The organism is Caulobacter sp. AVps18 (assembly GCF_058681425.1).
Genome location: NZ_CM178737.1, coordinates 1,952,253 through 1,970,654, shown reverse-complemented (window position 1 = coordinate 1,970,654; position 18,402 = coordinate 1,952,253). Strand labels below are relative to the sequence as shown.

Annotated in this window: 12 protein-coding genes and 1 pseudogene; 9 read left to right on the top strand and 4 right to left on the bottom strand. The window is 64.6% G+C overall.

Going from position 1 to position 18,402, the window contains the following annotated elements:
• Window positions 1-323: 323 nt before the first annotated feature.
• The 4 genes from ACW179_RS09245 to ACW179_RS09230 form a co-directional block, all read right to left on the bottom strand.
• On the bottom strand, window positions 324-3,173 hold the full coding sequence (locus ACW179_RS09245; protein WP_492063997.1) for a TIM-barrel domain-containing protein: 2,850 nt from the start codon (window positions 3,171-3,173) through the stop codon (window positions 324-326).
• A gap of 44 nt (window positions 3,174-3,217) precedes the next feature.
• Window positions 3,218-4,783, bottom strand: coding sequence for a GH35 family beta-galactosidase (locus ACW179_RS09240; RefSeq protein ID WP_492064278.1), 1,566 nt, complete (start codon window positions 4,781-4,783; stop codon window positions 3,218-3,220).
• A 437-nt stretch (window positions 4,784-5,220) separates the two neighbouring features.
• Window positions 5,221-6,729 (bottom strand): tryptophan halogenase family protein, encoded by a 1,509-nt coding sequence (locus ACW179_RS09235; protein ID WP_492063996.1) that lies wholly within the window; start codon window positions 6,727-6,729, stop codon window positions 5,221-5,223.
• Window positions 6,730-6,854: 125 nt separating this feature from the next.
• Complete coding sequence (locus ACW179_RS09230) at window positions 6,855-9,788, bottom strand: TonB-dependent receptor (protein ID WP_492063995.1); 2,934 nt, start codon at window positions 9,786-9,788, stop codon at window positions 6,855-6,857.
• Between the two features lie 294 nt (window positions 9,789-10,082).
• On the opposite strand from ACW179_RS09230, the gene ACW179_RS09225 reads away from it, so the two are divergent.
• From ACW179_RS09225 to ACW179_RS09185, 9 genes and pseudogenes are all read left to right on the top strand, one after another.
• Complete coding sequence (locus tag ACW179_RS09225) at window positions 10,083-11,819, top strand: IlvD/Edd family dehydratase (protein WP_492063994.1); 1,737 nt, start codon at window positions 10,083-10,085, stop codon at window positions 11,817-11,819.
• On the top strand, window positions 11,819-12,751 hold the full coding sequence (locus tag ACW179_RS09220; RefSeq protein WP_492063993.1) for a 2-dehydro-3-deoxygalactonokinase: 933 nt from the start codon (window positions 11,819-11,821) through the stop codon (window positions 12,749-12,751). The genes ACW179_RS09225 and ACW179_RS09220 overlap by 1 nt, the downstream gene beginning before the upstream one ends.
• Window positions 12,738-13,370, top strand: a complete 633-nt coding sequence (locus tag ACW179_RS09215; protein WP_492063992.1) for a 2-dehydro-3-deoxy-6-phosphogalactonate aldolase — start codon at window positions 12,738-12,740, stop codon at window positions 13,368-13,370. Before ACW179_RS09220 ends, ACW179_RS09215 begins: the two co-directional genes overlap by 14 nt.
• Window positions 13,371-13,421: 51 nt before the next feature.
• Entirely contained in the window at window positions 13,422-14,978 is a 1,557-nt protein-coding gene (locus tag ACW179_RS09210; protein ID WP_492063991.1) for a sodium/sugar symporter, read from the top strand.
• A 205-nt stretch (window positions 14,979-15,183) separates the two neighbouring features.
• Window positions 15,184-15,912 carry a FadR/GntR family transcriptional regulator gene (locus ACW179_RS09205; protein ID WP_492063990.1) on the top strand — a complete coding sequence of 243 codons (729 nt, stop codon included), beginning with the start codon at window positions 15,184-15,186 and terminating at the stop codon, window positions 15,910-15,912.
• A gap of 98 nt (window positions 15,913-16,010) precedes the next feature.
• Entirely contained in the window at window positions 16,011-17,039 is a 1,029-nt protein-coding gene (gene mgrA / locus ACW179_RS09200) for an L-glyceraldehyde 3-phosphate reductase (protein ID WP_492063989.1), read from the top strand.
• 82 nt (window positions 17,040-17,121) lie between these two features.
• Window positions 17,122-17,325: pseudogene (locus tag ACW179_RS09195) on the top strand (helix-turn-helix domain-containing protein); the annotation flags it as partial.
• 139 nt (window positions 17,326-17,464) lie between these two features.
• Window positions 17,465-17,824: a hypothetical protein gene (locus ACW179_RS09190; protein WP_492063988.1), complete on the top strand. Its 360-nt coding sequence runs from the start codon at window positions 17,465-17,467 to the stop codon at window positions 17,822-17,824.
• A gap of 193 nt (window positions 17,825-18,017) precedes the next feature.
• Window positions 18,018-18,371, top strand: coding sequence for a hypothetical protein (locus ACW179_RS09185; RefSeq protein ID WP_492063987.1), 354 nt, complete (start codon window positions 18,018-18,020; stop codon window positions 18,369-18,371).
• The last annotated feature ends 31 nt before the right edge of the window (window positions 18,372-18,402 follow it).

Sequence of the window (18,402 nt, the reverse complement as noted above, 5' to 3'; positions counted from 1 at the left end):
CACCCGAGCATTCTATTAACGATAACGGATGAATATAAATCCACCACTTGAGATTGAATACTAGCGAATACTTCGATCTCGACAGCACCTGAAAACCGGCCGCCACTGCGCGTTAGGGATCGCTTAACCCAAGTCAGGTGTTGCGGCGCGATGGCGCCAGCATGGCCCGAAGGCGCAAGGCGGCAACCCGCTCTAGTCTTTTGTTTTCACGCGCGTTTCATTCCGAAATCGGATCCGACTTTTCGGAACGCGCTCTAGAAACGCAAAGGCCCCGGCGCCTTTCGACGCCGGGGCCAGAACTTCAGCCCTTGAAGGGCCGCACCCTACTTCTTGCGCATCACAACGATCGGCTGGCCGGCATAGTCGACCGTGGCGTCGACCGTATCGAAGTCGACCGGCTTGGCCCCGCCGCCGATGAAGCGCACCTTGACGACGCGCTTGTCGAGCATGCCCTTGAACGAGCCGGACCGGGCGCCGATGGTCAGGCGGCCACTGGCGTCGTCATACGAGATCGGAATGCGGCTCCAGGCCCCGCGCTCATAGCCGTTGCTGAGGCCGTCGTCCTCATACAGCTCGAACTTGCCGTCCTTGCCCGTATAGACGACCAGGGTGATCGGCGCGTCGGGCTTTTCGCCGACATATTGCTGAACGACCGTGGTCGGGATGATCGAGCCGGCCTTCACGAACAGCGGCATGCGCGACAGCGGTGCAGCGGCCTTGATGGTCTGGCCGCCGGCATGGCGGGTGCCGGTCTCGAAGTCGTACCAGGTGGCGCCGGCCGGCAGATAGACGCTGCGCGAACGGGCCTTGAAGCTGGTCACCGGGGCAACCAGGAACTCGCGACCAAACAGGTACTGATCGTCGATATTGCGGGCCTTCAGGTCATTGGGGAAATCCATGACCAGGCCGCGCATCAGGCTGCCGTCGCGGTGATAGGTATCGGCCGCCAGGGTGTAGACATAGGGCATCAGCCGGTAGCGCAGCTCGTTGTACCAGGCCAGCGACTGATAGACCTCAGTGCCCTCGTCGGCGAGGTTGTAGATCTCGCGATAGGGCAGTTCGCCGTGGCTGCGGAACAGCGGGCTGAAGGCGCCGAACTGGAACCAGCGCAGGTTCAGCTCCTGCCACTCGGCCCAGTGGTCCGGATCCTTGCGCTCGTAGCGCTTCTCGACCGAGAAGCCGCCGATGTCGGTGGTCCAGTTGGGGATACCCGACATCGACAGGTTCACGCCCGCCGAGATCTGGTCACGGAAGTCGTCCCAGCGCGCCACCACGTCGCCGCTCCACACCGCCGAGGCATGGCGTTGCAGGCCGGCAAAGCCCGAGCGCGTCAGGATGAACGGACGCACGTCGGGGTTCAGCTCGCGCTCGCCCTCATAGACGCCCTGGGTGTGAACCAGCGCGTAGCTGTTGAAATACTCCGCGCCCGGGCCGAGCGCAGTCGGGCTCATGCGCAGGGTGCGCTCGGGCACATCGACATTGGAGTGGAGGTCCGGCTCGGACGCGTCCATCCACCAGGCATCGACGCCCACGCCCTTCAGATTGTCCTTTACCTGACGCCAGTAGATGGCGCGGGCCTCGGCCGGATAGGGATCGTAGAACGAATTCTTGAAACCAGGTCCCACCCAGTCCACCGCGTTCTGCTCAATGTTGCGGTGATACATGAAGCCCTTGGCATCCAGCTCCTTGTAGTTATCCGTCGTCGGATAGAACTTGGGCCAGATCGAGATCATGAAGTGCGCGTTGAGGCTGTGGATCTCGTCGACCATGGCCTTGGGATCGGGGAAGCGCGTCTCGTCGAACCTGTGGGTGCCCCACTCGGGATCTTTCCAGTAGCGCCAGTCCATGACGATGTTGTCGAGCGGCAGCTTGCGCTTGCGGTATTCCTTGACCACGCCGACGATCTGTTCGGCGGTCTCGTAGCGCTGGCGGCTCTGCCAGAAGCCATAGGCCCAGCGCGGCATCATCACCGAGGCACCGGTCAGGTCGCGATAGCCCGACACCACCTGGTCGAGGTTCTCGCCGCCGATGAAGTAATAGTCGATCGACTGGCCGACCTCGGAGGTCAGCTGCAACGAATGGCGGTCGGCCTTGGCCATCGGATTATTGTGCAGCAGGCCGATATAGCCGCCGTCCGGGTTCCACTCGACGCGGACCTTGTGCTTCTTGCCCGGCGTCAGGGCGGCGGTGAAGTTGTGATACCAGGGGTTCCAGTTCTGGCGCCAGCGGTCGATCACCAGCTTGCCGTCGACAAACACCTTGGCGTAGTCGCTGGAATAGAGCTGGAACGTGTGGATGCCGGCCTTGTCGGTCTGGATCTGGCCTTCCCAGACCACCTTCTGGTCGCGCATCGGGGCCTTAGTGGCCGGATCGACGGCTTCAGTCGGCCAGTTGGGCAGGTCCTTCAGGAAGCGATAGTCGATGTCCTTCTCGACCCGGCTGGCCACCAGCTTGCCGCCGACATAGTAGCTGGCCGTGAAGCCGCCGGCCTTGCCGCTGGCGTCGAAGATCTTCAGATCACGGGACGTCACGCCATAGGGCACCGGATTGCCGAACCGGGTGATCGAGTTGTTGTCCCACAGCAGGCCGTAGTTGCGGCTGGACAGCAGCATCGGCACCGCGGCGGCGCGATTGTACTGCAGCAGTTCCACATCCTGGCCATTGTAGTTCATCTGGCCGTTCTGGTGCTGGCCCAGACCATAGAAGGCCTCGTCCGTGCCCGGATTGAACTGCTGGCGAACCTCGTAGAAGTCCTTGCCTTCGACCTTGACCGGGGTAAAGGCACCGCGGTCGCGCTCGCTCAGCACCAGCTTGCCCGTCGCATCGCGGAAATCGACGGTGCCGTCCTTCAGCGAGACTGTGGCCGAGGCCTTGGCCGCCTTCAGCACCACGGTGTCACCCGACTGGGTGACCGTGAAGCCCGCCGTCGCCGGCTTGGCCACAACCATCAGGCTGGCGGGCGTCTGCAGGCTGTCGGTCGGCGTGGCCGTGACGTGGATGATCCGGTCACTCATCACCTGCAGCCGGACCTTTTTGGCAGGGCCGGCCGAGGGGCTGACGATCACGCCGTCAGGAGTCTTCTCAAAGCCGGCCTCGAGGGCTAGCACCGAGGTCGAGGCGGTTAGGGCCAGGGCCAGGGCCAAGGCGGTGGGTGTCAGTCGAAAGGCGCGCATCACTGGGGCTCCCCGTAGGATTGGGCTTGTTCTTGATCTGGGTTTCAGTAGGTGGCGAGCTTGACCCGCAGCACCTGCGGGCCGGCGGCGAAGTTGAGGCCGTAGTCGGTCTGGTCGCCGTTCCAGAGGCGGTCGAACACCCACTGGCCGTTCTCGAAATGGCCTTCCTCGACCCGCGCCATCATGAACGGCTTGCCGTCCTTGGCGGCGCGGCCGAACTCGATCCGGACATTGCGGCCGGTGACCAGGAACTCGTTGGGCGACAGCTGGGCGACCACGCCGCCGCCGCTCGGGCCGGCGGGATCGGCCGGGCGGTCCTTCAACCAGGCCCAGTCCGAGGCCCCAAACTGCCACTTGCCGTAGCGCAGATGTACCGTCCAGTCGCCCAGGGTGGTCGACTGGGGGGCGCGATCGTCAGGCTCTGAACCTCCCCAGACGGGCTTCTCAAACGAGAGCTTGGCCCACTCGCGGGCCATGGGGGCAAAGATGCGGTAGTTGGCGGCGAAGGCCTCGACCGTGGCGGGGTCCAGCTTGGCTGCGCCGAGCGGATAGTTGGCGTAGCCCGTGAAATCCATGCCGAAGGGCGAAAAGCCGATACCCTGACGGCCCAGGGTGTCGAACACATAGCGGGCATAGGGCGGCGCATTGCCGGTCTCGGCCACGAACAGGGCGTTGCCGGGGCGATCATAGTGGCCCAGCACCGCAGAATACTTCACCGACTCAGGCATGTAGATGTCGGGCGCGATCAGGTCGATCGACGGCGCGCCGGCCTCCCAGACATCCAGCACATTGTGGGTAGGACCGCCGGCCGAATAGGTGATCGGATCCTGGTCGTTAATCGGATCACGCAAGGCGGCATTCACGTACATAGGCAAGGGCTTGACCGCCTTGCCGGCGACCGTGACCTGCTCGACGAAGCGGGCGATATACCAGGCGTGGAAATACTCGTCGGCGTCCTTGCCGAAGGCCTGGGCCCACGTGCCCGGCTTGGCCTTCATGGCCTTGACCAGATCGGAAGGCGCGGGGCCGTTGAACACCTTCTGGGCGGCCGGCGAATAGTCACGCACGCTGCCATAGGTGCCGGTCTCGTTCTCGACCTGCACCATGATGACGGTGTTGTCGGGATCCGCCGCCTTCAGGTGGGTCATCAGCGCCACGAAGGCCTTGCGGTCGGCGTCCAGCGTCGACTGGGCCAGCGGCGACATCGAATAGCTTCGCTGACCATCCTTCTTGACCAGGCGGGGGAACCGCTTGTCATCCAGCTTGACCCACTCGGGCGCATAGGAGGGCGAGGAGTTCTTCCAGGTGCCGAACCACAGCAGAACAAGGCGCACCTTGTTCTCGCGGGCCTGTTTCAGCAGCAGGTCGAGATAGCTGAAGTCGAACCTGCCCTCGACCGGTTCGATCTGCTCCCAGGCGATGGGGACCTGGACGGTGTTGGCGTGCATTTGCTGGACGGCCGGCCAGACCTTGTCCATCTGCGAGGGCCAGGCGCTGGAATTGTTGACCTGGGCGGCCAGCATCAGGAAAGGCGCGCCGTCCACCATCAGGGCGTGACGGCCCTCTTTCTCGACGAGTCTGGGAATATCGCGCTCGGCTGCGCCGGCCATCCCGCCCAGGGCTGTCGAAGCCAGGAGGGCTGCGCCAAACAGGACGGATCGAAGGGTCTTCAACCGGGTCATCGCCTCATCCCTTGACGGTCGATCAGGGTGCCGTCCGTCAGGGGGAGGGCCTCGATCTTGTTACCGCTAACAGTAATATTTGTCGGATAATTACTGGGTCGCTCGCGAAAGGCAATCGCGATTGCGCAGCGACTTATCATCCTTTTAGGCAAAAAAATCCGCGCATCGCCGCAGGAGACGATGCGCGGTGAGAAAGTCGCGCGGTTTCGGGGAGATTGATCCCACGCGAGGCGCTCCAAGACCCTCTCAGGCCTCGCAGCGGAGCTGATAGGCTCGCAGGAACCATCAGCGTCAGAGATCTGAACTATAGTCATATAATTCAGACCAGCAAGAAAATTGATAGCGCTATCATCTCGAACCTCGGCCTAGTTCCCGGCCCGGCAGGTCGCCGCTATGAACTGCTCGTGAGACGGCAAGCGGGACGCCAGATTGTGGATTCCGCCGCGAATGGCCGCGAGCTTGGCCGAGACATCCGACAGGGCCGGCGCATCGGCCAGCGGGTCATAGCCGTTGGGGACGATGCCCTGCCCCAGAAAAACGGCAAGCCAGCTGGGCTCGGCAAAGAGCTGGTCATCAAACCGGGCCACACGGGCCCGGCTGCGGAAGAGATCAATCTTGTGCTGAAGGCTGTCGGGGATCGCCATGGTCCGGCAGTAATTCCAGAGCGGAGAGTCATCACGTTCTGTGGCGTGATAGTGCAGGATCAGGAAATCGCGGATCTGCTCGTATTCAATCTGGGTCAAGCGATTGAACTCGGTCGCGGTCGCCTCGTCATGGTCTTTGACCGGCAGCAGCGAAAGCAAGCGCATGACGCCTGTCTGGACCAGATGGATACTGGTCGACTCAAGAGGCTCCATGAACCCGCTGGCCAGCCCCAGGGCCACGACGTTCTTGTTCCAGGACTTCTTGCGCCGACCGGTGGTGAAGCGCAGGGGACGCGGGTCACCCAGAGCGGCTCCGTCCAGATTGTCCAGCAAGGTGGCCGCAGCGTCGTCGTCGCTGATGAACCCGCTGGAATAGACATAGCCGTTGCCGATCCGATGCTGCAGCGGGATGCGCCACTGCCATCCGGCCGCTCGCGCCGTCGAGCGCGTGAACGGGGTCAGCGGCGATACACTTTCGCACGGGACGGCCAAGGCACGATCGCAGGGCAGCCAGGCTGACCAGTCTTCGTAGCCCGTTTGCAGCGCGCCCTCGATGAGCAGGCCACGAAAGCCGGAACAGTCGATGAAGAAGTCGCCCTCGACCCGGCGCCCGTCCTCAAGTTCCAGCGCCTCGACGAAGCCGTCTTCCGCCCGCAACCTGACAGACTGGATCTTGCCCTCGGTGCGCCGGGCACCCCGCGCTTCGGCGTAAGCCCGCAGGTAGCGGGCATAGAGTCCGGCGTCGAAATGATAGGCATAGCCCAGGCCAGGAACGCCCGGCGGCAGCTCCTTGGGCGGCACCGCGAACTTGCCCATGCGGGCGGCGACCGTCGCCATCGCATAGTCGTCCAGCAGGCTGGTATCGCCCTGGGCGCGCAAACGTAGCCAGTAGTGATGGAATGATACGCCCTCGATCGAGGTGCCGTGCGGACCGAACGGGTGGAAATAGCTGTGTCCCTTGCGGGTCCAGTCCCGAAACTCGATGCCGAGCTTGAAGGTCGCTTGGGTCTTCCGGATGAAGTCGAATTCGTCGATGCCCAGGAGGCTGTTGAGGAACTGAATCGGCGGGATGGTCGCTTCGCCGACCCCAACCGTTCCGATCTCCTCGGATTCTATGAGTTCGACAGTTCCCACCTGCCCCTTGAGCGCGTGGACCAGAGCCGCTGCGGCCATCCAGCCGGCCGTTCCACCGCCGACGACGACGAATTTGCGGGGAGGATGCTCGGTCATGGGCGGGGGTCTCGAAACTTGGAACTGAAAGCTAGAGGTCCGGAGCACAAACAGAAAGACCCCTGCCCGCGATCGATCCAGGATCGGGCGGACAGGGGCCTTCAGGTCAACCGATGGCGGAAACCTTAGAAGGTGCCGCGCAGAACGACCGAGTAACGGCGGTCGGCCACAACCCAGTTGTGCTCGGTCAGACCGACTTGCGGGCTGCCCGGGTAGCTCACCAGGATCTTGGTCTTGGTGTTGGTCAGGTTCACGGCCTGGAAGCCCACCTTCAGGTTGTCATCGATCGAGTAGAAGATCGAGCCGTCCAGCTGACCGTAGTCGCCATACCAGGCCGGGATGTTGATGTTGGCGGCCGCCGTCGAGAGCAGGTAGCGCTCACGCCAGTTGTAGGCCAGGCGCGCCGACACCTTGCCCAGGTCATACAGGGCGGCGACGTTGTAGCTCTTCTTGGACAGCCCCTCGAGCGGCAGGTCGTCGGCCTTGCCGGCCAGGATGCCAGACACCTGCGTCGAGTCGTAAGGGTTGGACGCGGCGTTGCGCGAGCCCTGGCTGTCAACATAGGTGAAGTTGGCCTGAACGCCGAGACCCTTCAGAGCGCCGGGCAGGAAGTCGTAGTACTGCTGGTAGGCGACTTCAAAGCCCTTAATGGTGCCGTGGCCGGCATTGTAGGGCTGCGAAACCAGGACGTCGCGGGTCACGCCGTTGTTGGTGAACGGGGTCTTGGTGACGCCGTTGGTGACGAAGTTATAGACGTCCTTGTAGAACAGGGTCGCCGTCACGCTGCCCGTCGGCGCGAAGTACCACTCATAGGCCAGGTCGTACTGGTTGGAGCGGATGGGCTTCAGCTCCGGGTTACCGCCGTTGGCCGTGTACTGGTAGACGCAGTTGCCCTGCTCGCCGCCCGGGATGGAGCTGCCGCAGACCGAACCCGACAGGAAGCCGTTCGTCGCGCTGATCGAGAAGAACGGTTGCAGCTGACCGAAGTCCGGGCGCACGATCGACTTGCCCGCCGCGAAGCGAACGAACATCTCGGGCGTGAGCTTCAGGCGCGCGTTCAGGCTGGGCAGCACGCTGACATAGTCGCGAGCACCGGTGATGTCGGTCTTTGCGCCGTTACCGAACGCAAGGTCAGCAGCCGGAACGGTCCGGGTATTGTTCTGCGAGAACAGCTCGATACCCTTGCCTTCGCTCTCGGTCTTCACCACCCGCAGGCCGATATTGCCGTCGAGCTCACGCTCGCCGCCCCACAGCGACACATCGTGACCAAAGCGCAGCAGGCCGTAGGCGGCCAGGGTCTTTTCCTTCTGACGGTTGACACCGCCCTGGCTGCCGCCGGCCGTCAGGTTGTCGTAGTTGCCGTTGAAGGTGCTCCACCAGCCGCCATTGGTCGAGGCCAGCTTGGCGAGCAGAGCGCCGCCCTGGGCGTAGTTCTGGACCAGCGACGCGTTCGGCATGATGAACGTCGCGGGCAGGTTGACGTCACCGCGGAAGTAGTTGGTGAACGGGAAGAGCGCATAATTGCCCTGGTAGGCCGCCAGCGTGTTGATCGTCGGGTTCGGCACCGACCAGCTGGGCGCCACGGCACCCCAGTTGTAGTTCGTCTCGCGGGTCGTGGATTCGCGATAGGTGTTGCGGACCCCGAAGCGGAACGACTTCAGCCAGCCGCCGTCGTCGAAGGTGTAGGCACCGTCGAGCCGCTGCGCCCACTCGCTGGCGTCGTTGCGATCATGGTGATCCATCGCCGCGTTGAGGTAGTAGCTGGACGGGTTCGAAGTGTAGGCCGTGTTGTTGTTCACGGTGACGGAAGGCAGGTCGCCGGTCAGGTCCAGGCTGGCGGGAGCGCTGTCCGCGCCAAGCGAGTGGAAGGCCGTGAAGTCGACGGTCTTGGTCTTGGCGTAGATGTACTGAACGTCCGCCGACAAGGCCCACTTGTCGTTCGGGTTGTAGTTGACCTTCAGCGCATAGTCGGAGGTGACCGAGCTGCGCTCAGCAAAACGCGTGTCGATCAGCGAAGTGCCCAGGCTCTCGCCGTCCTTCGCGTTGGCCAGCGTGCCCTTCACGAAATGGCCGTTCGCGTCGTAGGTGAAGGTCGTGCCCTTGGCCGGACCTGCGCCCGAACCGGGGTTGAAGCCGATGGCGCGTTCGGTCGAAGCCTGATTGGCCGACGAGCGAATGAACTGCAGGCTGGCGTCCCACTGATCGTTCGGGCGCCATTGCAGTGCCGAAGCAATGCCCTTGCGCTCGCGTTCAAAGTCCAGGCTGCGATAGCCGAAGCCGCCCGGGACATAGACCGTCTTGCCGGGCACCAGGTCGGTGCGGGCGTTGTAGGGATCAACCGAGATCGTGTCGGTACGGCTGTTCAGTTGCGAGTCCGAAAGGCTGAGCAGGAAGCCCAATTCGCCGACATTGGTGTCCCAGCGGTCGCTGTAGAGCACCGAGCCCGTGGGCTGCCACGTCTTGGCCATGTCGCCGATGCTCATGTCGGCGGAGAAGGCCAGGATGCGCTTTTTGCTGTCGAAGGGCAGGCGCGTGCGCAGGTTTACGGTGCCGCCGACGCCGCCTTCGACGATGTCAGCCGAGGGGTTCTTGTAAACGTCCACACCGGCCATCAGCTCGGGCGGGATGTCTTCGAAGCTCAGCGAACGGCCGCTCTTGGCCGCGAAGCTGTCGCGACCGTTCAGTTCGCCGCGGACCCACGAAAGGCCGCGCACCTGGACGCCCGAACCTTCGACCGAGATCCGGTCGGCATCGCGACCGTCCGAGGTCCGGCCAATGGTCACGCCGGCGACCCGCTGCAGGGCCTCGGTGACACTACGGTCAGGAAGCGCGCCGATATCGGTCGAGGTGATCGAGTCGACGAGTTGTTCGGCGTTCTGCTTCAGCTTCTGCGCCGACTGGATGGCCGCGCGCTGGCCGGTGACGACGATCTCGTCAACGACGGCAACGTCTTGAGCCGGCGCCTGGGCCTGGGCCAGCGATGGCGCGGCGAGGCTCAGGACCAGCGCCGAGGCGCCCATCATCATGAGATTGCGATGCGAGTGATTGAGGCTCTTCATGCCCGGTTCCTTCCCCCGTTTTAGTTGATCCGCCCCGGCCTTCTTGGCGCCGGTGACGTGCGAACGCCGCACGATCTAGGGGGATCTCTATAGTCGTATAATTGGTATCATCAAGACATTTATGATAGCGCTATCATTTCACAGGTGAACGGGGTTTTCTTGCCACACCTCTTGCGGCCCCTGAACGATCCAGCGATTGCGCTGGAAGCGGCTTCGATTGCAGGTGCCCAAATAATACTATAAATGCGATCGAAGAGCTTGGGCGGCCGGAACAGGCCGGCGATAGGGGCGGATATGAGTGACAAGACCGCAGGCAAGGGCCTGCGCAGCAGTGGATCTTACGGCAAGCTCGACCGGGACGGCTTTATCCACCGCAGCTGGATGAAGAGCCAGGGCCTGCCCGACGACGTGTTCGACGGCCGCCCCGTGATCGGCATCTGCAACACCTGGTCCGAGATTACCCCCTGCAACGCCGGCCTTCGCGACATCGCCGAACACGTCAAGCGCGGCGTCTGGGAAGCCGGCGGCCTGCCACTGGAGTTCCCCGCCATCAGCCTGGGCGAGACCCAGATGCGGCCCACCGCCATGCTGTTTCGTAACCTGCTTGCGATGGACGTCGAGGAGTCGATCCGGGGCAATCCGATCGACGGCGTCGTGCTGCTGGGCGGCTGCGACAAGACCACGCCGGGCCAGATGATGGGCGCGGCCAGCGTCGACCTGCCGACCATCGTCATCAGCTCGGGACCCATGCTGAACGGCAAGTTCCGCGGCAAGGACATCGGCTCGGGCACTGACGTGTGGAAGTTCTCGGAAGCGGTCCGGGCCGGCGAGATGACCCTGCCCGAATTCATGTCGGCCGAGAGTGGCATGAGCCGCTCGCCCGGCACCTGCATGACCATGGGCACCGCCTCGACCATGGCCAGCATCGTCGAAGCCATGGGCATGAGCCTGCCTTTCAACGCCACCATCCCGGCCGTGGACGCCCGTCGCAAGGCCATGTCGCACGAGACCGGTCGCGCCATCGTGCGGATGGTCAATGAGGGCCGGACCATGTCTCAGGTCGTGACCCGCGCGTCGTTCGAGAACGCCCTGCGCGTCCATGCCGCCATCGGCGGCTCGACCAATGCCGTGGTCCACCTGCTGGCCCTGGCGGGCCGGCTGGGGGTCGAGTTGACCCTGGAAGATTTCGACGTGCTGTCGCGCGACGTGCCGCTGCTGGTGGATCTGCAACCCTCGGGCCGCTTCCTGATGGAAGACCTGCACTATGCGGGCGGCGTGCCCGCCGTGATGAAGGCGCTGGCCCCGTTCCTGGACCCCACGGCCCTGACCGTGACCGGCGCGCCCATCGGGGCCCAGTATGAGAAGGCCGAGGTCTACAATACCGAAGTCATCCGCCCCCTCGACAACCCGGTAAAGCCCGACAGCGGCATCTGGGTGCTGCGCGGCAACCTGGCGCCCGGCGGCGCGGTGATGAAGCCCAGCGCGGCCAGCCCCGAGCTGTGCAGCCACACCGGCAAGGCCGTGGTGTTCGAGACCATCGAAGACTTCCGCGCCCGCATCGACGACCCCGACCTGGACGTCGATGAGACCTCGATCCTGGTTCTCAAGGGCTGCGGCCCCAAGGGCTATCCGGGCATGCCCGAAGTCGGCAACATGCCGCTTCCGCGCAAGATCCTGGAAAAGGGCGTCAAGGACATGGTCCGCATCAGCGATGCGCGCATGAGCGGCACAGCCTTTGGCACCGTCATCCTGCACGTCTCGCCCGAGTCGGACGCCGGCGGCCCCCTGGCCATCGTGCGCAACGGCGACCTGATCACCCTGGACGGCCCGACCCGCGCCCTGAGCCTCGCCATCTCGGATGAGGAGATGGAAGCCCGCCTGGCCGCCTGGCGCGCCGATCCGCCACCGCCCAAGGCGACACGCGGCTATGCCAAGCTCTATGTCGACCACGTGCTGGGCGCCGACAAGGGCGCTGACCTCGACTTCCTGGTCGGCTCGTCCGGCTCGGTCGTCACACGCGAAAGCCACTGATGGACCCGTCGATCACGATCTTCGGCGACTGGGGCACATCGCGACTGCGGCTGTATCTGCGCCAGGGCAAAAGCGTGCTGGACCGGCGCGACGGTCCCGGCGTCAGCGCGCTGGTCACGTCGCCGGAGCAGACCTTCCTGGACCTGGTCGGCGACTGGCGCGAGGCTGGCCCGTCCGGTGCCATCCTGTGCGGCATGGTCGGTTCACGCATCGGCTGGAAAGAGGCGGCCTACGCCCCCTGCCCGGCCGGCCCCGCCGACCTGCGCGAGCGGATGCTGCGCTTCGACGCCGACGGCCTGCCCGTGGCGATCGTTCCGGGCCTGTCCTGCATCAATCCCCTGGGCGGCCCCGACGTGATGCGTGGCGAGGAGACCCAGATCCTGGGCGCCCTCGAACTGGATCCCGCCCTCAAGCAGGGTCGCCACCTGCTGGTTTTGCCCGGCACACACAGCAAGTGGACCGTGGTCGAGGACGGCGCGATTACCGGTTTCATCACCGCGCCGATCGGCGAGACCTTCGCCCTGCTGCGCCAGCATTCAACCCTGGCGGCCGGCGTCGCCGCTGACGTCCAGGGCTCGGACACAGGCTTTGCGATGGGCCTATCGCGCCTTGTCGAGCACGGCCCTGCCCTGCTGCCGCACCTGTTGTTCGAGACCCGCGCCCGTCAGCTTCTGGACGCTTTGCCCGCCGCCGACGCCATGGGCTTCCTGTCGGGCCTGCTGATCGGGGCCGACGCGGCCGCCGCCCGGCAGTGGTTCGGCGACCTGGGCCAGGTGGCCCTGATCGGCGCTCCGGCGCTGAACCATTTTTACGGCCAAGCCATAGCCAGCCAGGGCGGCGCTGTTACCGCTATCGACGGCGACAGCGCGGTTCTGGCCGGATTGACAACGTTGTCGCCTCGAAAGAACAGTGATTTCCATGTCCTCGCCTGAAGCCAGCACCCCTCGTCCCCCACCCATCGTGGCCATTCTGCGGGGCGTGAAGCCCGACGAGGTCGTGGCCATAGCCAAGGCCCTGGTCGAGGCCGGCGTGCGCGCCATGGAGGTGCCGCTGAACTCTCCCGAGCCGCTAGAAAGCATCCGGCGCCTCTGCGAGGCCTATGGCGACGTGGCCCTGTGCGGCGCGGGCACGGTGCTGACGCCCCAGGCCGTCGATGACGTCGCGGCGGTCGGCGGCAAGCTGATTGTCACGCCCAACACCGATCCTGAAGTCATCGCCCGCGCCGTCGCCCTTGGCCTGACCGCCATGCCGGGCTTTGCCACGCCCTCCGAAGCCTTCGCCGGCGTTAAGGCCGGGGCCCGGGCCTTGAAGCTTTACCCGGCCAGCAGCTTTGGCCCCAGCCACATCAAGGCGGTCAAGGACGTGCTGCCCAAGGACATCCTGGTCTATGCCGTCGGCGGCGTGGGCGCGGCCAATCTCGAGCCCTGGCTGACGGCCGGAGTCGCCGGCATCGGCGTGGGCGGCGAACTCTATCGGCCAGGCTACACCGCCGAGGAGGTTGGCCAGCGCGCCGCCGCCCTGGTTGCCGCCTGGACTACCCAGACCGCCTAGATCGCAGCCAAGAACAACAAGTCACAGCCTACCGTCCCTGGGGGGAACCACGTGCAAACCATCGATTTCGTCATTCTGGCGATTTACGCCGTCGCCATCTTCGGCCTGGCCCAGTGGGTTTCCCGCGACAAGGGCGGCCACAAGAAGACCTCGAACGACTATTTCCTGGCCAGCAAGGCCCTGCCCTGGTGGGCGATCGGTGCCTCGCTGATCGCCGCCAACATCTCGGCCGAGCAGATCATCGGCATGAGTGGCTCGGGCTACGCCCTGGGCCTTGCCATCGCGTCCTACGAATGGATGGCGGCCCTGACCCTGCTGATCGTCGGCAAGTACTTCCTGCCGATCTTCCTGAAGAACAACATCAGCACCATGCCCCAGTTCCTGGAGCAGCGGTACGGACCCAGCGTTCGCACCCTGATGGCCGTGTTCTGGCTGGGACTCTATGTGTTCGTGAACCTGACCTCGATCCTGTGGCTGGGCTCAATCGCCGTCCACACCGTGGCCGGGGTGGATCAGATGACCGCCCTGATCGCCATCGGCGTCTTCGCCCTGGCCTATCAGCTTTGGGGCGGCTTGAAGGCCGTGGCCCTGACCGACATCGTTCAGGTGGCCCTGCTGATCACCGGCGGCCTGATCATCGTCTTCCTGTCGCTGAACAAGATCGGCGATGGCCAGGGTGTGCTAGCGGGCTTCAGCACCCTGATGAACCAGTTCCCCGAAAAGTTCGACATGATCCTCAGCAAGGACAATCCGCACTACAAGGAACTGCCGGGCTTGGCCGTGCTGTTCGGCGGCCTGTGGGTGATGAACGTGTCGTACTGGGGCTTCAACCAGTACATCATCCAGCGCGCCCTTGGTGCCAAGGACCTGGCCGAGGCCCAGAAAGGCATCGCCTTCGCCGCCTATCTCAAGCTTTTGATGCCGGTGATCGTGGTGGTGCCGGGCCTGGCCGCCCTGATCCTGGCGCCTGATCTGGCCAAGCCGGACCAGGCCTATCCCGAGATGATGAAACTGCTGCCGCCCGGCCTGCTAGGCCTGGTGTTCGCCGCCCTGGTGGCCGCCATCGTCGCCTCGCTGGCCGCCAAGATCAACTCGATCGCCACCATCTTCACCCTGGACCTCTATGCCAAGGCCAAGAAGGACGCCTCCGAGCAGCATCTGGTTCTGGTAGGCCGGGTCACCGCCGTTGTCGCCGTGATCGTCGGAATCCTGGCCGCCAAGCCCCTGCTGGGCGGTGCCGATCAGGTGTTCCAGCTGATCCAGGAATATACCGGCTTCTTCACGCCGGGCATCGTGGTGATCTTCATGCTGGGCCTGTTCTGGAAAAAGGCCACCACCGCCAGCGCCCTGGTGGCAACGGCTGGCTCGGTGATCCTGTCCCTGGCCCTGAAGTTCGCCCTGCCCGCCATGCCGTTCATGAACCGCGTGGGTCTGGTCTTCCTGCTGGCCCTTGGGGCGGCCGTCCTCGTGTCGCTGGTCGCGCCGCAGAAGAAAGAGGTCAATATCGTGAGCCTGGAAGGGGTCAGCTACAAGACCACCAACGGCTTCAACATCGCGGGTCTGGGCGTGATCCTGATCCTGATCGCCCTCTACGCCACCTGGTGGTGATTTGAGCAGGCCGGGCGCAGTCCTGCGTCCGGCCCATACCTTGTGGCGTTCCGGCCTTCCGTGCTTCTGGCGCGATGCGGAAAGGTCAGACAACCATGTTCCGGCGATGTAGACCTGTGCAAGGTCGATATTCCGAGCTTCACCGAACAAGGCTACACGTAGGTGATTCACGGCGCGCCGGTTGCGTAGGAAAGAAGAACAGTCGATGCGAACCCAGCCCGGCGTCAGTCTGACCTATGGTCTTGTCGAGGCGCTCGGTCAGGCCATCGTCACAGGCGACTATGTCGCCGTCGGCTTTCCGACCGAGGGGGAACTGTCCAAGCAGTTTGGTGCCAGTCGCACCGTAACCCGCGAAGCGGTCAAGATGCTGACTGCCAAGGGCCTGCTCAGCGCCCGGCCTCGCCACGGCACGGTGGTTGAGCCCGAGGGCGAATGGAATCTGCTGGACCCTGACGTGCTGCGCTGGCTGCTGGAGCGCAAGTTCAGCCTTCGCCTGCTGGCCGAGTTCACCGAGATGCGGCTTGGCATCGAACCCGCCGCCGCCGCTCTTGCCGCCCGCAACGCCGACGAAGCCGGCCTGGAAGAGATCCGCAAGGGGTTGCGCCGCATGAAGGCCGCCGCTGACGGCGAGGATGACCCCCTCTCGGCCGACATCGCCTTCCACATCTCGATCCTGAACGCGACCAAGAACCCGTTCTATCGCGAACTGGATGAGCTGGTGAACACCGCCCTGCGCATCTCGATCCGGTTCACCAACCGCATCAAGGGCCGAACCGCCTCGATCCCCTCGCATGAGGACGTGGCTGAAGCGATCATCGCTCGCGACGCCGACAAGGCCGCCACCGCGATGCGGCTGATCATCGTCGACGTTCTGGAACTGATCCGCGCCGCGTCGCCCTCGACCGAGTCCGAAGCCGCCCGCCGCGAGGCCTGACGCCTCCCCCTTGCCAGCCGTCATTCTGACGATAGATTGACAACGTTGTCATAAATTGACGCGCCGGCCTGATCCGGCTCGCACCAGGGAGGCTCGCCATGGCCTATGTCGCCGCCACGAATCGCTATGACGCCATGCCCTATCGCCGTACGGGCCGCAGCGGCCTGGACCTGCCGGCGATCTCTCTGGGCCTGTGGCAGAACTTCGGCGGTACCGACGTCTTCGAGACCGGCCGGGCGATCCTGCAGCGCGCCTTCGATCTGGGCGTAACCCATTTCGACCTGGCCAATAACTACGGCCCTCCCTACGGCTCGGCGGAGGAGAACTTCGGCCGGGTGATGGCCGCCGATTTCAAGGCCCATCGCGATGAGCTGGTCATCTCCACCAAGGCCGGCTGGGACATGTGGCCGGGCCCCTATGGCGGCATCGGCGGCTCGCGCAAGTATCTGATCGCCAGCTGCGACCAGAGCCTCAAGCGCATGGGCCTGGACTATGTCGACATCTTCTATTCGCACCGCGTGGATCCAACGACGCCGCTGGAAGAAACCATGGGCGCGCTGGCCCACCTGCATCGCCAGGGCAAGGCGCTGTATGTCGGCATCTCGTCCTACTCGCCCGAACTGACCCGCCAGGCCCACGCGATCCTGAAGGCCGAGGGTGTGCCCCTGCTGATCCATCAGCCGTCCTATTCGATGCTGAACCGCTGGATCGAGGACGCCCTGCTGGATGAACTGGAAGCCCTGGGGGTGGGCTGTATCGCCTTCTCTCCCCTGGCCCAGGGCCTGCTGACCAGCAAGTACCTGAACGGCGTGCCCACCGACTCGCGCGTCTCGAAGGAAGGCTCGTTCAGCGGCCAGTTGCTGACTGCCGACAACATCGAGCGGATCAAGGCCCTGAACGCCATCGCCAAGGCGCGCGGCCAGACCCTGGCCCAGCTGGCCCTGGCCTGGGTACTGCGCGATCCGCGCGTGACCTCTGCCCTGATCGGCGCACGCACGGTGGCCCAGCTGGAGGATTCGCTGGCGGCCCTGAACAATCTGGCCTTCACGGCCGATGAACTGGCGCGGATCGATCAGCACGCCTCCGAAGGCGGCATCGACCTGTGGAAGGTGTCTTCAACCCTCTAAGTCAGACCTTTGCGCCGCGATGATCGCCAGATCTTTGCAGCCCCAAGCTTGCCTGCCGTTCTGCCAAGCTTAAGATCAGACCATGGACAAGGGGGCGAGCCACGTGGCCGAGGCGTCAAGCGGCCTTGATCGGCTCACCGAGCGTGAGCGCGAATGCCTCCGGCTGGTTGATCGCCACATGAGCTCCAAGGAGATCGCCCGCGAACTGGGCCTCTCCAAGCACACCGTCGACTGGCATCTGGACAAGGCTCGCAAGCGCCTGGGCGCGGCAGACCGATACGCCGCCGCGCGTCTGGCCTTCGACCGTTCGGAGCCCCTCCCCTCCTCTGATACCCCCCCTCCGATCGGATCAGGGCCCCACACGGCCCGGCTGGGCGACGCGCCTTCATTGCAGTCAGCTGACTGCATTGAGGGAGGAGCGTTCAGTGACCGAGTTGAACCCGCATCAGAAAGACGCAGTGAGCCGGGTGGCCCATCTGCAGGAAGACATCCGCCGCTTTCAGCGCGACTGGCCGACGCTGAATTCGATCCACGACATGGCGCCCCAGTTCAGCTGGAGCCAGTTGACCAGACAGCTTTCCAGCCTGTCGGCCAACCCGGCCAACGCAGCCATGGTTCCCGACCTGATCAGCGCCACGCGCAAGCAGGCGCCGTTCAAGCCGACCGAGATGGTCCTGCGCGAGATCCTGAGCATCGCCTGCGCGGTGATGGACGAGACCTTTCCCTCGGATCGCGACCCCGAGAGTTCCACCTCCCCGGATTCGGAGGAGGACCCAATGGCCTGACAGTCCTGCATCGCCTGGCCTTCATCGTCGCCGTGATGATCGTGACCGCCCTGGCGTTCGGATCGATCCTGGCCGGCCTGCACGCCCTGGAAGCGATGTTCCAGAACGTCTGAGTCCGCGCCGCAGCGGACCTTTCAAACCCTCGTCATCCCTTCACAACGCGCCGGGCTCGCCTGGCGCGAGGAGACTTCTCATGCTCAAGCAACGCCGCCTGGCCGCCGATACGGTCGCCGAAGCCCTGTTCGCCGCCGAGAAGGCGATCGACGCCGCCATCGCCAGCACGGCCAATCTGGCCGGCCTGATGCCGACCACCCGGCAGGAAGCCAATCTGTCGGCCATGGTCGGCCAGGACGCCCTGATGTCGGCGATCCAGACGATGCAGGCCCTGGGCCATGCCCGCGAGAACATCGTGGTCACCCACAGGCACCTGACCATAGCCCAGCACGATATCGGCCTGTCGGCGGTCTCGTTCGGAGGCGGCGGCGACAAGCCTCCGACCCCGGGTCTGACGGGACACCTGACCTCCATAGAGCGCCACGTCGCCTGACGGCCAAGCAAGCCCCGTCGGGTCGAACCGG

Bases quoted from the DNA above. Each gene is read 5' to 3' on its own strand.
- ACW179_RS09245 (WP_492063997.1), bottom strand. From the start codon at position 3,173: ATGCGCGCCTTTCGACTGACACCCACCGCCTTGGCCCTGGCCCTGGCC.
- ACW179_RS09240 (WP_492064278.1), bottom strand. From the start codon at position 4,783: ATGGCCGGCGCAGCCGAGCGCGATATTCCCAGACTCGTCGAGAAAGAG.
- ACW179_RS09235 (WP_492063996.1), bottom strand. From the start codon at position 6,729: ATGACCGAGCATCCTCCCCGCAAATTCGTCGTCGTCGGCGGTGGAACG.
- ACW179_RS09230 (WP_492063995.1), bottom strand. From the start codon at position 9,788: ATGAAGAGCCTCAATCACTCGCATCGCAATCTCATGATGATGGGCGCC.
- ACW179_RS09225 (WP_492063994.1), top strand. From the start codon at position 10,083: ATGAGTGACAAGACCGCAGGCAAGGGCCTGCGCAGCAGTGGATCTTAC.
- ACW179_RS09220 (WP_492063993.1), top strand. From the start codon at position 11,819: ATGGACCCGTCGATCACGATCTTCGGCGACTGGGGCACATCGCGACTG.
- ACW179_RS09215 (WP_492063992.1), top strand. From the start codon at position 12,738: ATGTCCTCGCCTGAAGCCAGCACCCCTCGTCCCCCACCCATCGTGGCC.
- ACW179_RS09205 (WP_492063990.1), top strand. From the start codon at position 15,184: ATGCGAACCCAGCCCGGCGTCAGTCTGACCTATGGTCTTGTCGAGGCG.
- mgrA (WP_492063989.1), top strand. From the start codon at position 16,011: ATGGCCTATGTCGCCGCCACGAATCGCTATGACGCCATGCCCTATCGC.
- ACW179_RS09185 (WP_492063987.1), top strand. From the start codon at position 18,018: ATGCTCAAGCAACGCCGCCTGGCCGCCGATACGGTCGCCGAAGCCCTG.